Consider the following 14,886-nt stretch of genomic DNA (forward strand, 5'->3'; position numbering starts at 1 on the left):
TTATGTCCACGTTGGAAATCAAGGACCTGCACGTCAGCGTCGAGACCGAGAACGGCCCCAAGGAGATCCTCAAGGGCGTCGACCTGACGGTCCGCTCGGGCGAGACGCACGCGATCATGGGCCCGAACGGCTCCGGCAAGTCGACGCTGGCCTACAGCATCGCGGGCCACCCCAAGTACCAGATCACCTCCGGCACGGTCACCCTCGACGGTGCAGACGTGCTGGCCATGGGCGTGGACGAGCGCGCCCAGGCCGGACTGTTCCTCGCGATGCAGTACCCGGTCGAGGTGCCGGGCGTGTCGGTGAGCAACTTCCTGCGCACCGCCAAGACCGCCATCGACGGCGAGGCGCCCAAGCTGCGGCACTGGGTCAAGGACGTCAAGGCGGCGATGGGTCGCCTCAAGATGGACTCGACCTTCGCCGAGCGCGACGTCAACGCGGGCTTCTCCGGCGGAGAGAAGAAGCGCCACGAGATCCTGCAGATGGAGCTGCTCAAGCCGAAGGTCGCGATCCTCGACGAGACCGACTCGGGCCTCGACATCGACGCGCTGCGCGTCGTCTCCGAGGGCGTCAACCGCGCCAAGGACGAGAACGACCTCGGGGTGCTGCTGATCACGCACTACACGCGGATCCTGCAGTACATCAAGCCCGACTTCGTGCACGTCTTCGTCGACGGTCGCGTCGCGGCCCAAGGCGGCCCCGAGCTGGCCGACCAGCTCGAGGCGGAGGGCTACGACAAGTACCTGCCCGGCGACGTCAGCGAGCCGGCCGCCCAGAGCGAGCCCGTCACCGCCTGATCACGCTCGACAACAGACCGGAGGTGTGAGGTGTCGGCCTTTACCGACCGCGAGCTCGCAGCCGTACGCGCGGACTTTCCCATCCTGTCGCGCGCGGCGGCTGCGGGGCGGCCGCTGGTCTACCTGGACTCAGGGGCCACCTCGCAGAAGCCGCGCGTGGTGCTCGACGCCGAGCGCGAGTTCTACGAGCAGCACAACGCCGCCGTGCACCGGGGCGCGCACCTGCTGGCCGAGGAGGCGACCGACGCCTTTGAGTCCGCCCGCGCCCGGGTCGCCGCGTTCATCGGCGCCCCGGCCCGCGAGGTGGTGTTCACCCGTAACGGCACCGAGGCCATCAACCTCGTGGCCTACGCGCTGAGCAACGCCGGCGCCCCCGGCGCACTCGACGGCGTCGACCCCGCGATCGCCGAGCGACTGCGGATCGGGCCCGGCGACGAGATCGTCGTGACGGTCATGGAGCACCACGCCAACCTCGTGCCGTGGCAGGAGCTGGCGCGGCGCACCGGGGCGACTCTGCGCTGGGTCGGCCTGAGTGATGACGGCCGGCTCGACCTCGACGCCTACGACGACGTGCTCGGCGAACGCACGAAGGTCGTGGCCTTCACGCACGTCAGCAACGTGCTCGGCACGGTCAACGATGTGCCGGCCATCGCGGCCAAGGCGCGGGCGGTCGGGGCGTTGACCGTGCTCGACGCGTGCCAGTCGGTGCCGCACTTCGCGGTCGACGTCCGCGAGCTGGGTGTCGACTTCCTGGCGTTCACCGGGCACAAGCTGCTCGGCCCGCTCGGCATCGGCGTGCTGTGGGGCCGCTACGAGCTGTTGGAGGCGATGCCCCCCTATGTCACCGGAGGCTCGATGATCGAGTTGGTGACGATGGAGGGCTCGACGTACGCCCCGCCGCCGCAACGCTTCGAGGCCGGGGTGCCGATGGCCGCGCAGGCCGTCGGGCTCGCCGCCGCCTGCGACTATCTCAGCGAATTGGGCATGGACCGGATCGAGGCCCATGATCGCGAGCTCGTCGGATACACCCTCAAGCTGCTGGGGGAGCGGGGCTGGGTCCGCACGCTGGGCCCGAGCGATCCGGGCGTACACGCCGGGGCCGTGGCCTTCACCGTCGAAGGGGTGCACCCGCACGACGTGGGCCAGATCCTCGACCACGAGGGCGTCGCGGTGCGCACCGGTCACCACTGCGCCTGGCCGTTGCACCGGGAGCTGCGCATCCCCGCGAGCACCCGCGCCAGCTTCTCCGTCTACACGACCCCGGCCGAGATCGACGCCCTGGTCGCGGCGCTGGACCGGGTCCCCCAGGTGATGAAGGTGGCGGTGTAGATGGACCTGTACCAAGAGCTGATCCTCGACCACAGCAAGCGCCCGCATCACGCCGGGCTGCGCGAGCCGTACGACGCGCAGACCCACCACATCAACCCCACCTGCGGCGATGAGGTGACGCTGCGGGTGCACGTGACCCCGACGGGCCAGGGTGACCCGCCCGACCGAAGCGCGACCGTCACGGATGTCGGCTACGACGCGATCGGCTGCTCGATCTCCGTCGCGGCGGCCTCGATCCTGGCCGAGGAGGTCATCGGCCACACCGTGGGCGAGGCGCTCGCGACTCAGGAGGCGATGCGCGCGATGCTCACCAGCCGCGGCACCGACCCCGGCGACGAGGAGGTCATCGGCGACGGGGTCGCGCTGGCCGGCGTCTCGAAGTATCCGGCGCGCGTCAAGTGCGCGTTGCTGCCCTGGTCGGCCTTCACCGACGCCCTCGTGCGAGCCGGCGTCGACATCGCCTCGCCCGAAACCGCCCCGCCCCAGACCGCTACGCCCCAGGAGGCGACATCATGACCGAACAGAACACTGTGGAAACGGTGGAGACTGCGGGGACGCCGCCCACCGCTCCGGCTCAAGGCCCGACGCCCGCCAACGCCGCGGACATCGAGGAGGCGATGCGCGACGTGGTCGACCCCGAGTTGGGGATCAACGTCGTCGACCTCGGCCTCGTCTACGGGGTGAGCGTCGACGGCGACGGCCACGCGATCGTCGACATGACGCTGACTTCGGCCGCGTGCCCGCTGACCGACGTCATCGAGGACCAGACCGCCCAGGCGCTGGACGACATCGTCACCTCGCATCGCATCAACTGGGTGTGGATGCCGCCGTGGGGCCCGGACAAGATCACCGAGGACGGCCGCGACCAGCTGCGGGCCCTCGGCTTCAACGTCTGAGCACGAAGGGGGTCACGTGATGGCGAATCTTGCCGAGAATCTGGCGGCCAGCGCGCAACGCAGCCCAGCGGCCCTGGCGCTGCGGCAGGATGAGCAGACACTGACCTTCGCGCAGCTCGATGGTGCGGCGGCGGCGTTCGCCGGCTACCTGACCCAGCGGGGGATCGGTGCGGGCGATCGGGTGGGGCTGTCGCTGCCCAACGTTCCCGCGTACGCCATCGTCTACTATGGCGCGCTACGGATCGGCGCGATCGTCGTGCCGATGAATCCGCTGTTCAAGACGCGCGAGGTGGCCTACTACCTACAGGATTCGGGCGCCTGCCTGCTCGTCGGCATGGCCGGTGATGCCGCGACCGGCGCCCAGGAGGCCGGCACCGACTTCCTGGACGTCACCACGCTGCCGCAGGTGCTCGCCGACGCTACCCCGCATCCGCAGGTGGTCGACCGACCCGGCGAGAGCACCGCGGTGATCCTGTATACGTCGGGAACGACGGGCAAGCCCAAGGGCGCCGAGCTGACGCACGCCAACCTGCAGACGAATCTGGAGGTCAGCGGTCGCACGCTGCTCGAGGTCACCGCCGCCGACGTCATCATGGGCTGCCTGCCGCTGTTCCATGTGTTCGGTATGACGTGCGCTCTCAACGTCGCTGTCGACACCGGGGCGACACTGACGATGATCCCGCGGTTCGATCCGGTCAAGGCTCTCGAGGTGATCAGCCGCGACGGCGTCACCGTCTTCGAGGGCGTGCCGACCATGTACGGCGCGATGCTGGCCGCCGCCAAGTCGGCGGGTGCCCACGGTGGGGACCCGTACGACCTGAGCGCGCTGCGGGTGTGCATCAGCGGCGGCTCGTCGATGCCGTTGGAGCTCATGCGCGCCTTCGAGGAGCAGTTCGACTGCGTGATTCTCGAGGGTTACGGGCTGTCGGAGACCTCGCCGGTCGCCACGTTCAACCACCCGAACAAGGAGCGCAAGCCCGGCACCGTCGGCACCGCGATCGAGGGGGTGCGGGTGCGCTGCGTCGATCCCGGCGGCAACGACGTGCCGACGGGGGAGATCGGCGAGATCGTCATCGCCGGGCACAACATCATGCGCGGCTACTGGAATCGCCCCGACGCGACCGCGGAGGCGATCCGCGACGGGTGGTTCCACTCCGGTGACCTGGGACGCATGGACGAGGAGGGGTACGTCTCCATCGTCGACCGCACGAAGGACATGATCATTCGCGGTGGCTACAACGTGTACCCCCGCGAGATCGAAGAGGTGCTTTACGAGCACCCCGCCATCGCCGAGGCCGCGGTCGTCGGCATCCCGCACGAGACGCTCGGTGAGGAGATCCGCGCCTACGCCGTGCTGACGCCCGGGCAGAGCGCCACCCCGGAAGAGATCACGGAGTTCGTCAAGGAGCGCGTCGCCGCCTACAAGTACCCCCGCAGCGTGCGCCTGGTCGAGGCACTGCCCAAGGGCGCCACCGGCAAGATCCTCAAGCGCGAGCTTCCCCGCGACGCGGACTGAGACGCGGCGGCGACTGAACGGGCCCACGCGACCCTCATCGAGCGGAACAAACAAAGCTCCGCGGGCGACGGATCCCCATCCGTCGCCCGCGGAGCGGTGTCCGGGCGCCCCCTGAGCGGCCGGACGATCTTAGGGGCGCGCCTGGGCGTACCAGGCGGCGAATTCGGTGAGTGACTCAAGGACGACGTCGGCGCCCGCTGCGCGCAGGGCGGCCTCGTCGTTGGCGCCGGTGGTGACGCCGACGGCTACGGCGTCGGCGGCGTGGGCGGCGTGGATGTCGCCGGGGTGGTCGCCGACGTAGACCCAGGCGCCCTCTGCCAGCAACGCGGTGGCCTTGTCGAGGGCGAAGAGGCTGCCGTGGACGGCGTCGAGCTCGTCGGCGAGCCCGGCCTCGGTGACGGCGCCCCGGCCCATCCACTCGATCTTGGCCGTGACGACGATGGCGCGGTCTCCGGCGGCCCGCACCGCTTGCAGGGCCGCGAGCGCACCGGGCATCGCCGGAGACTGCGGGGCCTGTGGACGGTGGTAGTGGTCGCGATAGGCGGCCACGAATGCTGGGGTGTCCAGCGCGGGCGCCAAGGCGGCGACCTTGTCGGCGAGGGGGATGCCGAGGTGCGGCACGATCGCCTCCGCCGGGATGGAGGCGCCGAGGTCGGCGAACGCGTTGACCGCGGAGGCCAGGATGCGCTCCCGGGTGTCCACGAGCGTCAGGTCGAGGTCGAACCCGACCGCGCGGGTGTCCGCCGCGTTCGGTATGTCCATTTCCTCTGCCTAACGGGTGGTCGCCGTGACCCGCGGAGGGCGGGATCACGGCGACCGGTCGTGCGGGGCGACCCTTACGGGGTCGCGGCGTTGCTCAGGGCTGCGTCAGCTCAGCGGACGCGGCCGTAGGAGGCGCCGCCGCGGACCGAGGACAACTTGACGACGTCGCCGGTGCGCGGGGAGTGCCACATCTTGCCGTTGCCGGCGTAGATGCCGACGTGGTGCTTGTTGCGGCCGCCGTAGAAGACGAGGTCGCCGGGGCGGGCCTGGCCGCGCGAGATCTTCTTGCTGGCGCGGTACTGCTGGTTCGCGGTACGGGGCAGGCTCTTGCCCACGCGCTTGAAGGTCCACGAGGTGAAGCCGGAGCAGTCGAAGCGGTTCGGGCCCGCGGCGCCGTAGCGGTACGGGGTGCCCTTCTTGGAGGCCGCGATGCGCAGCACCGAGCGGGCCTGCGCGCTGGAGAGGCCGGTCTGAACGGAGACCGAGGTGGGGGCCGCGGGGGCGGCCTGAGCGACCGGCGCCGAGACGGAGGCGATGCCTCCGCTGAGGCCGACGGCGAGCACGCCGGTTGCAAGGAGGCGTGCGGGGGCAGCAGAAAGCAGCTTCATGAGATGTGTATCCAGGGAGGCGCTTACGAGGCATGACCTGTCGGATTCGAAGACCTGGACGTCTTCGGCCCGCGTCGCGCACGTCGCTGCCCATGGAGGGGGTTGTTGACGTGCCGCGGGCTTCACCCCAAGGACGCCACGATTTGATGAGAATCGCGCGCCCGGTGTTGCTGGGTGCACCGCTCCTACCACCCACACATTTCTGTGCGAAGTTTGACCGCTCGTGGTGGTAGGACTCAGCGTCACGAGACGGTGGACCGGATCAGGGGTTCCGAGCCGTTAGCCAACGTAGGGCAGTCGATAACGATCCTGCAAAGTCGCGGGGCCCCTTGTGAACTTTGTCACAAGCTTTGCCCGGAACCCGACGCGAGACGGCGCCCTCGAGTCCGGATATATCGGGTCCTTGACCTGCGGGATAGCTACGGCACCGGGCAATTTGCCCAGTGGTGGCGCCCCGCGCAGCGGATCACGAGCACCCCTCCCGAACGGTCCACATGCTGGACACAGGAAGTTTACAGGATTGCCTCAGGTGGGCCGGAACGGGATACGGGCAGCCCGTGAGATCCGCAGGACGGTCCGCCTGGCCCCGGTAAACCACGGGATCGGACACGTTCGAGCCCGTTCGGACGGGGCAACCCCCAGTGCCCGTGGGTTTCGTCACCCACTGGCTCCCGCCGGCCTCCACTGGGCGGCTCAGAGCTGGTCGGCGTTGAGGGTGTTGCACGAGTTGATCGACTGGGAGTTGTAGCCGTTCATGAACCACTTGCGGCGCTGTTCGCTGGTGCCGTGCGTGAAGTTCTCGGGGCTGACCCGACCCTGGGTCCGCTCCTGGATGTGGTCGTCACCGACCGCGCTGGCCGCCGAAAGGGCGGAGTCGATGTCCTTCTGAGTCAGCGGCTGCAGCAGGGTGTTGCCCGCGGAGTCCTTCGTCGTCTGGGCGTCTTTGGCCCACATTCCAGCGAAGCAGTCGGCCAGCAGCTCGATCCGTACGCCGCCGCTCTCCGGGCCCCGGGGGTCCTGCTGGGCCTCGTTCAGCAGACCGAGTTGGTCCTGCAGCGCGTGCCCGTACTCGTGCGCGACCACGTACATCTGCGCCAGGTTGCCGCCGTCGGCACCGAACTGACTGCTGAGGATCTTGAAGAAGTCGGCGTCGATGTACACCTTCTGGTCCAGCGGGCAGTAGAACGGCCCGACCTGATTGCTCGCGGTGCCGCACGCCGACTGGGTCTGACCCTGGTAGAGCACGGTTTCGGTCATGCGCCACTGGCGCTGGTTGTTGGACTGCTCCGGCAGCTCGCGCTTCCAGTAGTCCTGCACGCTGTTCACCGTGCCGATGACGCGACACTCGACATCCCGGTTGGCGTCGGCGCCCGTCTGGCACCGGGCGAACCGATTGTTGTCGATCGAACCGCCTCCGGTCACCGAGTCGTTGCGGCCGAAGATGTCGCCCGGTTGGGTCTGCTCCTGAGGTGCCGGTGCGGGGGCAGGGGAACTGCCGCCGCCCAGCCCGTCACCGAAGAACAGGAAGAGCAGCAACACGATGACCGACAGGCAGCCACCTCCGCCGCCGATGACCATGCCGCCCGGGCGGAAGCCGCCGCCCCCGCCGCCCGATACCTGGGAGGTGTCGAGCCGGGCGTTGTCGTTGAAGGTCATGGGGCCCTCCTGGTGCCTCGTGCCGGGGTCGCGGTCGCACCCCGGCGGGTGCCGGGGCGCGGCGGGCCGACACGTAAACTATGCAACGGCCGCTTCCGCCGGTGGGTGACCGCTGCGCCCCACCAGGTCTTCCTCTTTCCCCGTTCTGTGCAGGAGCATGTCGTGATTACCGCCACCGGCGTCGAACTGCGTGCTGGCTCGCGCCTCCTGCTCTCCGATGCCACGTTTCGGGTCGGGCCGGGTGACCGCGTCGGACTCGTCGGCCGTAATGGCGCCGGCAAGACGACGCTGACCAAGGCGATGGCCGGCTGGACCCAACCCGCAGGCGGGTCGATCACGACCAGCGGGGAGATCGGCTACCTGCCGCAGGACCCCCGCGATGGCGACCTCGACATGATCGCCCGCGCCCGCATTCTCTCCGCCCGCGGTCTGGACGAGATCGTGCGCCGCATGCGCGACACCGAGGGTGCGATGGCCAGCGCCGACGCGCAGACACACGAGCGCGCCATGGAGCGCTACCCCAAGCTGCAGGCCCGGTTCGAGGCGGCGGGCGGGTACGCCGCGGAGTCGGAGGCGGCGACGATCGCCGCAGCGTTGGGGTTGGACGACCGGGTTCTGGGTCAGCCGCTGCGCACCCTCTCCGGTGGTCAAAGGCGCCGCGTGGAGCTGAGCCGCATCCTCTTCTCCGGTGCCGCCTCGCTGCTGCTCGACGAGCCGACCAACCACCTCGACGCGGACTCCATCGTCTGGCTGCGCGACTGGCTCAAGGTGTACAAGGGCGGCCTCGTCGTCATCAGCCACGACGTGGCCCTGCTCGACCAGGTCGTCAACCGCGTCTTTCACCTCGACGCCAATCGCGCTGAGATCGACCAGTACAACGTCGGCTGGACCACCTACCTGACGCAGCGGGAGACCGACGAGAAGCGACGCCGTCGCGAGCGGGACAACGCGCAGAAGAAGGCCGCGGCGCTGCAGAGCCAGGCCGACAAGATGCGCGCGAAGGCGACGAAGGCGGTGGCCGCCCAGAACATGGCCCGCCGGGCCGAGCGCCTGCTCGCCGGAGTGGAGGGGGTGCGGCAGGTCGACAAGGTCGCCAAGCTGCGCTTCCCCGACCCGGCGCCGTGCGGGCGCACCCCCCTGACCGCCACCGGGCTGTCCCGTTCGTACGGATCGCTGGAGGTGTTCACGGACGTCGACCTCGCGATCGACCGCGGCGCCAAGGTCGTCGTGCTCGGCCTCAACGGCGCGGGTAAGACGACACTGCTGCGCATCCTCGCCGGCATCGACGCCCCCGACACCGGGCGGGTGGAGGCGGGGCACGGCCTCAAGCTCGGCTACTACGCCCAGGAGCACGAGAACCTCGACATCGAGCGCACGGTGCTGGAGAACATGAAGAGCGCCGCCCCCGACCTGGGGGAGACAGAGGTACGCAAGGTGCTCGGTAGCTTCCTCTTCTCCGGCGACGACGTCGACAAGCCCGCCGGGGTGCTCTCCGGCGGGGAGAAGACCCGACTGTCGTTGGCCACGCTCGTCGTGAGTAGCGCCAACGTGTTGCTGCTCGACGAGCCGACGAACAACCTCGACCCGGCCAGCCGCGAGGAGATCCTCTCGGCGCTGCGCAACTACGCGGGCGCGGTGGTGCTCGTCAGCCACGACGAGGGCGCGGTTCAGGCGCTGCACCCCGAGCGAGTGCTGCTGCTGCCCGACGGGGTGGAAGACCTTTTCGGCCCGGATTATCTCGATCTGGTCACGCTCGCCTAGGCGCGTGCGGCGCGCCCGAGAGGTCGCCGCGAAGGTCATTGCCCGGCAGCACCGCTGGCGCTACTGTGACGCCGTTGCGGGGCTGTGCACCGATGCCGTCGGGCCGGCCCTTCCCTCGTGTCTCCTCCAAGAAAGGGGCGAGCCGTGCTCGATGAATGGGCGAAGACCATCAACGGCATCGTGTGGTCGGATGCGCTCATTGCGCTGTGTCTGCTCACCGGTCTGTACTTCTCGCTGCGGATGCGGTTCGTGCAGGTGCGCCTCTTCGGCGACATGCTGCGCCAGATGCGCGCCGGAGAATCATCGGAGTCCGGAGTCTCGTCCTTCCAGGCGCTGGCCATGAGTCTGGCCGGTCGCGTCGGCACCGGAAATATCGCCGGTGTCGCGACCGCGATCGCCTTCGGTGGGCCGGGCGCGGTGTTCTGGATGTGGATGATGGCCTTCCTCGGGGCCTCGTCCTCCTTCATCGAATGCACCTTGGGGCAGATCTACAAGGAGCGCGACGCGGGCGGTGAGTATCGCGGCGGGCCGGCCTTCTACATCGAGAAGGGCCTGGGGATGCGCTGGTACGGGCTGTTGTTCGCCCTGGTCACCGTCATGGCGATGGGCATCCTGCTGCCCGGCATCCAGTCCAACGGCATCACCGCGGCGGCCGACCACGCCTGGGGCCTGGACCCGCGGATCGCGACCATCGGCATCATCATCATGCTGGCGTTCATCGTCGTCGGCGGCGTCAAGCGCATCGCGATCTTCGCCTCGCTCGTCGTGCCGTTCATGGCGATCCTCTACATCGCGATGACCGTCATCGTGTTGGTGCTCAACGCCTCGATGATCCCCGAGGTGCTGGCGCTCATCCTGCGCAGCGCCTTCGGGATGGACGCCGCGTTCGGCGCGATCATCGGCCTGGCCGTGCAGTGGGGCGTCAAACGCGGCATCTACTCCAACGAAGCCGGTCAGGGCACCGGCCCGCACGCCGCCGCCGCCGCCGAGGTCTCGCACCCCGCCAAGCAGGGCCTCGTGCAGGCCTTCGCCGTGTACGTCGACACGCTGCTCATCTGCTCGGCGACGGCGTTCATGATCCTGTCCACCGACATGTACCAGGTGTACTCGGGCGGCTCGACGGACTCCGAGGTGCTCTACACCGGCGACGCGGCGGTCGCGGGCGCAGCGGTCGGCCCGGCCTACACGCAGGCCGCGCTCGACACGGTGCACAACGGCCTGGGTGGCCCCTTCGTGGCGATCGCCCTGTTCTTCTTCGCGTTCACCACGATCGTGGCCTACTACTACATGGCCGAGACCAACCTCATCTACCTCACCCGCGGGATGTCGGATCGCACCCGCGAGGTGCTGCTGCGGCTGCTGCAGCTCGCGCTGCTCATCACCACCGCCGTCGGTGCGCTGCGCACCTCCGATGCGGCCTGGACCGTCGGTGACATCGGCGTGGGCCTCATGGCCTGGCTCAACCTCATCGCGATCATCATTCTGCAAAAGCCCGCCCTCATCGCCCTCGAGGATTACGAGCGGCAGCGCAAGGAGGGCATCGACCCGCAGTTCGACCCCCGGCCCCTGGGCATCAAGAACGCGCCGTTCTGGGAGGAGCGCGCCCGGGCCCGTGAGGACGGCGCCGGGGCTGTCACCGGCGGCGACGAACAAGCCTGATTCGCGGTGCCGACAGCTACCCCGCGGAGCGCGACAGCGATCGCGCCCGCGGGGTAGCTGTCGCTTAGCCTGCCGGGTATGAGTGAAGCAACAGGTGCGGGCGTGCCGCTGCGGGTGAGTCACGACGGGGCCGTCACGTGGGTGCGGCTCGACGAGCCGCGGCGGATGAACCCGCAGAGCCCGGCGCTGTGGGCCGAGTTGGCCTCGGTGGCGCGGGAACTGCCACAGGAGACGCGTGCGGTCGTGTTGTGCGCGTCGGGTCCGTCGTTTTCCGCCGGTCTCGATCGACGGACCCTGACCGCGGCCGGCCTGACCGAGCTCTTCGGGGACACCGCCGAGCCGGAGGCGATCGCCGCCCAGATCGCCGGCTACCAGGAGGCGTTCACGGCCTGGCGCGAGAGTCCGGCGCTCGTCGTGGCGGCGGTGCAGGGCCACGCGATCGGCGCCGGTTTTCAACTGGCGCTGGCCGCTGACCTGCGCATCGTCGCCGACGACGTGTCGTTCTGCATGGGCGAGATCCTCGTCGGTCTCGTGCCCGATCTGGGCGGTACCGGGCGGCTCGTCGACATCCTCGGGCCCGACCGCGCGCTGGAGATCTGCCTGACCGGTCGTCGTATCGGCGCCGACGAGGCGGTCGCCCTCGGCCTGGCGACGCTGGCTGTGCCCGCGGCCGAACTCGACTCCACGGTCGGCGATCTGCTGGAGGCGGTGCTGGCGGCCGACCCGGCCGCGGTGGGGGAGTTGCTGCCGTTGCTGCGCGGCGCCACCGGCCGCGACCGTGCTGGGCAGTTGGCCGCCGAACGGGCCGCCCAGTCGCGGCTGCTCGCGGCGCGACTGGCGACGCTGCGGGGGGAGTAGCGCCGGATGACGATGGGCAGCGGCTTCATGACGATGCGCTCGATGTCGCGGGTCGACTCGATGCGCGGCGCCCGCCTGAAGCCGGGCACGTTGCGGCGCGTCATCCGGTACGCCGCCCCGTACAAGCGCCGGATGGCGTTCTTTCTCGCGCTCGTCATCGCCGGGTCGATGCTCGTCGTGGCGGCGCCGCTCATTCTGCAGCGGATCGTCGACGACGGGATCATGGCGCAGAACACGACGCTGGTCATCTGGTTGGCGCTGCTCGTCGCCGCCCTGGCCCTGCTCGAGGCGCTGCTGGGGGTGTGGCAGCGGCGCACCAGCGCGCTCATCGGCGAGGGGCTCATCTACGACCTGCGCGGCGAGGTCTTCGCGCACGTGCTCTCCCAGCCCATCGCGTTCTTCACCCGCACCCAGACCGGCGCGCTGGTGTCCCGGCTCAACACCGACGTCATCGGCGCGCAGCAGGCGTTCACCTCGACACTGTCCGGGGTGGTCAGCAATGTCGTCTCGCTCGTGCTGCTGCTGGCGGCGATGGCGAGCCTGAGCTGGCCGTTGACGCTGGCGAGCCTGGCGTTGCTGCCGATCTTCCTCCTGCCCGCCCGGCTCGTCGGGCGCCGCCTGGCGGGCCTGACCCACGAGTCGATGAACCTCAACGCCGATCTCGGCACGCGGATGACCGAGCGGTTCAACGTCGCCGGCGCCCTGTTGGTCAAGCTCTTCGGCAATCCCGGCCGCGAGCACGCCGGCTATGCGCGGCGGGCGGCCGCCGTCCGCGACGTCGGCGTCGAGATCGCGATGAACCGGCAGCTGTTTCTCACGGGCCTGACGCTCATCGCGGCGCTGGCGACCGCCCTCGTCTACGGCGTCGGTGGGGTGGGGGCCGCCCAAGGCCAGATGACGGTCGGCACCCTGCTGGCGTTGACGGCACTGCTGGCGCGGCTGTACACGCCGCTGACCGCCCTGTCGACGGTGCGGGTCGACGTCATGACCGCGCTGGTCTCGTTCGAGCGCGTCTTCGAAGTGCTCGACCTGCGTCCGCTCGTGCGCGACCCCGAGCAGCCCCGCGCGCTGCCCGCAGGGTCGCTGAGCCTGGAGTTGGAGCACGCCGACTTCGCGTATCCGGGCGCCGACGAGATCTCGCTGGCGTCGCTGGAAAGCACCGCGACCGGCGACCGGCGCGGTGGCTCCCAGGTGCTGCACGACGTGAACCTGGCCGTGCGGCCGGGGCAGCTCGTCGCTCTCGTCGGACCGAGCGGCGCGGGCAAGACGACGGTGACCAGTCTCGTGTCGCGGCTGTACGACGTGACGGGCGGCGCGGTGCGCATCGGCGGCGTCGACGTGCGCGAGGTGACCCAGGCCGACCTGCACGACGCGGTCGGCGTGGTCACGCAGGAGGCGCACCTGTTTCACGACACCATCCGCGCCAACCTCGACTACGCCCGCCCCGGGGTCAGTGAGGGCGAGATGGTGCAGGCGCTGCAGGCCGCGCAGGTGTGGTCGCTGGTGCAGGGCCTGTCGGAGGGGCTCGACACGGTCGTGGGGGACCGCGGCCACCGGCTCTCCGGTGGGGAGAAGCAGCGGCTGGCGATCGCACGGCTGCTGCTCAAGGCGCCGGGCCTGGTGATTCTCGACGAGGCCACCGCGCACCTGGATTCGGAGTCCGAGGCCGCGGTCCAACGGGCCCTGGACACCGCCCTCTCCGGTCGCACCGCCCTCGTCATCGCCCACCGCCTGGCGACCGTGCGCGGTGCCGACCTCATCGTGGTGCTGGCCGACGGCCGCGTCGTGCAGACCGGCCGCCACGACGAATTGCTCGCCGCCGGCGGCCTCTACGCCACCCTCTACCGCACCCAATTCGCCGGTAGCGGCGAATGAACACGCGTGATCGGCGAGAGCACGCCTGAGCTGGCACGGGCGCAACACCGGGGTCTACTTTCTGGCCTTCTCGGCTACCTCACCCGACTGGGTGAGATTCGCCGACCCGCGTGTTGCCTTACCGCCAGATTGGCCTCGAACCACCGTCAGGATACGTGTCGTCGACGGGCGGGCCGCGGAACGTAGCGACTTCTCAACGCACTCGGGGAGCTTTCGGAGCGAGCGTCGAGCCGCTGACCTGGGAGTTCGTGATCGGGCTGTTCTGCGAGTACGTCGAGAAGTCGCTACGTCCGAGGGCTCAGGCGTCTTCCTCGTCCCAGATGCGCACCTTCTTGGGCTTGGCGGCCTTCTCGCGGCGCCGCCGCTCGCTCTGCCCGGTGGCGTCCAGCCACTCGCGGCGGACGTAGACGACGACGAGTACGAAGCCCACCGGGGCGGCCAGCCACCACTGCAGCGCGTAGGCGAAGTGCGGGCCGGTGCCGGTGTCCGGGGGCAGCAGCGCCTGCGGGCGCGCCGGCGGTGTGCCCGACCCGTCGTTCTCCGCGTCCAGCACCACGTAGGCCGGGCGCACCGCGGTGCCCAGTTGGCGCTCGGCTTCGGGCAGGTCGATGGAGCCCAACTGGCCCTGCGGCAGGCCGCGGTTCAGGGCGTCCTCGCCGGGGCGCAGCCAACCGGTGACCGTGACGTGGCCGGTCGGGGCCGCCGGTACCTGGGGCAGGATGTCGGCGCGCTCAGCGTTCGGCACCCAGCCTCGGTCGACGAGGATCGTGCTGCCGTCGTCCAGGCGCAGGGGCACCAGCACCTCGTAGCCGTAGACGATGTTCTGCGGCCGGTTACGCACCATGAGCTGGTCGGCGGGGGAGTAGGTGCCGGTCGCCACCACCCGCCGCCACACCTGATCCGCAGGTAGCTGCGAGTCGGGGCCCGGGAGCACCTGCGCCAAGGGCACCGGTGCCGCCGCGTAATACTGCTCGACCAGGTGGGCTCGCTCCGCCTTGTAGGCGTGCCGCGAGTACTGCCACCGGCCCAGAAAGACGCAGGCCGTCGCGAACAACGCGGCGACCGCCAACGCCGCCAACCAGCGGCGCGTCAGCAGAACCCGGAACACTCCTGACACTCCTGCGAGGCTACCCGCCGCGCGCGCCGGCGGCGCAAGGCGCCTATCGTGG

General features: G+C 69.9%; 13 protein-coding genes. 9 read left to right on the forward strand and 4 right to left on the reverse strand.

Annotated features, from left to right (window positions below; genetic code table 11):
• Positions 1 to 2 precede the first annotated feature (2 nt).
• The 5 genes from sufC to KILIM_RS02400 are packed head-to-tail and all read left to right on the forward strand — an operon-like array spanning position 3 to position 4,538.
• Entirely contained in the window at positions 3 to 797 is a 795-nt protein-coding gene (sufC, locus tag KILIM_RS02380) for a Fe-S cluster assembly ATPase SufC (RefSeq protein WP_006591014.1), read from the forward strand.
• Positions 798 to 827: 30 nt separating this feature from the next.
• Positions 828 to 2,126, forward strand: coding sequence for an aminotransferase class V-fold PLP-dependent enzyme (locus KILIM_RS02385; RefSeq protein WP_006591015.1), 1,299 nt, complete (start codon positions 828 to 830; stop codon positions 2,124 to 2,126).
• Positions 2,127 to 2,642 (forward strand): Fe-S cluster assembly sulfur transfer protein SufU, encoded by a 516-nt coding sequence (gene sufU, locus KILIM_RS02390; RefSeq protein WP_006591016.1) that lies wholly within the window; start codon positions 2,127 to 2,129, stop codon positions 2,640 to 2,642.
• A complete protein-coding gene (locus KILIM_RS02395; RefSeq protein ID WP_006591017.1) occupies positions 2,639 to 3,022 on the forward strand; it encodes a metal-sulfur cluster assembly factor in 384 nt (127 codons plus the stop codon). Before sufU ends, KILIM_RS02395 begins: the two co-directional genes overlap by 4 nt.
• A 19-nt stretch (positions 3,023 to 3,041) precedes the next feature.
• Positions 3,042 to 4,538: a long-chain-fatty-acid--CoA ligase gene (locus KILIM_RS02400; protein WP_006591018.1), complete on the forward strand. Its 1,497-nt coding sequence runs from the start codon at positions 3,042 to 3,044 to the stop codon at positions 4,536 to 4,538.
• Positions 4,539 to 4,667: 129 nt separating this feature from the next.
• Here KILIM_RS02400 and KILIM_RS02405 read toward each other — a convergent pair whose 3' ends face one another.
• The 3 genes from KILIM_RS02405 to ypfJ form a co-directional block, all read right to left on the reverse strand.
• Positions 4,668 to 5,300, reverse strand: coding sequence for an HAD family hydrolase (locus KILIM_RS02405; protein ID WP_006591019.1), 633 nt, complete (start codon positions 5,298 to 5,300; stop codon positions 4,668 to 4,670).
• A gap of 110 nt (positions 5,301 to 5,410) precedes the next feature.
• Complete coding sequence (locus KILIM_RS02410; protein WP_006591020.1) at positions 5,411 to 5,908, reverse strand: C40 family peptidase; 498 nt, start codon at positions 5,906 to 5,908, stop codon at positions 5,411 to 5,413.
• Between the two features lie 693 nt (positions 5,909 to 6,601).
• Complete coding sequence (gene ypfJ, locus KILIM_RS02415) at positions 6,602 to 7,564, reverse strand: KPN_02809 family neutral zinc metallopeptidase (RefSeq protein WP_006591021.1); 963 nt, start codon at positions 7,562 to 7,564, stop codon at positions 6,602 to 6,604.
• 162 nt (positions 7,565 to 7,726) lie between these two features.
• On the opposite strand from ypfJ, the gene KILIM_RS02420 reads away from it, so the two are divergent.
• From KILIM_RS02420 to KILIM_RS02435, 4 genes are all read left to right on the forward strand, one after another.
• Positions 7,727 to 9,325, forward strand: a complete 1,599-nt coding sequence (locus KILIM_RS02420) for an ABC-F family ATP-binding cassette domain-containing protein (RefSeq protein ID WP_006591022.1) — start codon at positions 7,727 to 7,729, stop codon at positions 9,323 to 9,325.
• A gap of 144 nt (positions 9,326 to 9,469) precedes the next feature.
• Positions 9,470 to 10,984, forward strand: coding sequence for an alanine/glycine:cation symporter family protein (locus KILIM_RS02425; RefSeq protein ID WP_006591023.1), 1,515 nt, complete (start codon positions 9,470 to 9,472; stop codon positions 10,982 to 10,984).
• A 78-nt stretch (positions 10,985 to 11,062) separates the two neighbouring features.
• Positions 11,063 to 11,842, forward strand: coding sequence for an enoyl-CoA hydratase/isomerase family protein (locus tag KILIM_RS02430; RefSeq protein WP_006591024.1), 780 nt, complete (start codon positions 11,063 to 11,065; stop codon positions 11,840 to 11,842).
• A gap of 6 nt (positions 11,843 to 11,848) precedes the next feature.
• Positions 11,849 to 13,717: an ABC transporter ATP-binding protein gene (locus KILIM_RS02435; RefSeq protein ID WP_006591025.1), complete on the forward strand. Its 1,869-nt coding sequence runs from the start codon at positions 11,849 to 11,851 to the stop codon at positions 13,715 to 13,717.
• Between the two features lie 298 nt (positions 13,718 to 14,015).
• Here KILIM_RS02435 and KILIM_RS02440 read toward each other — a convergent pair whose 3' ends face one another.
• Positions 14,016 to 14,834: an SURF1 family cytochrome oxidase biogenesis protein gene (locus KILIM_RS02440; protein WP_255247594.1), complete on the reverse strand. Its 819-nt coding sequence runs from the start codon at positions 14,832 to 14,834 to the stop codon at positions 14,016 to 14,018.
• Between the last annotated feature and the right edge of the window lie 52 nt (positions 14,835 to 14,886).

Source organism: Kineosphaera limosa NBRC 100340, from assembly GCF_000298215.1.
Taxonomy (GTDB): Bacteria; Actinomycetota; Actinomycetes; order Actinomycetales; family Dermatophilaceae; genus Kineosphaera; species Kineosphaera limosa.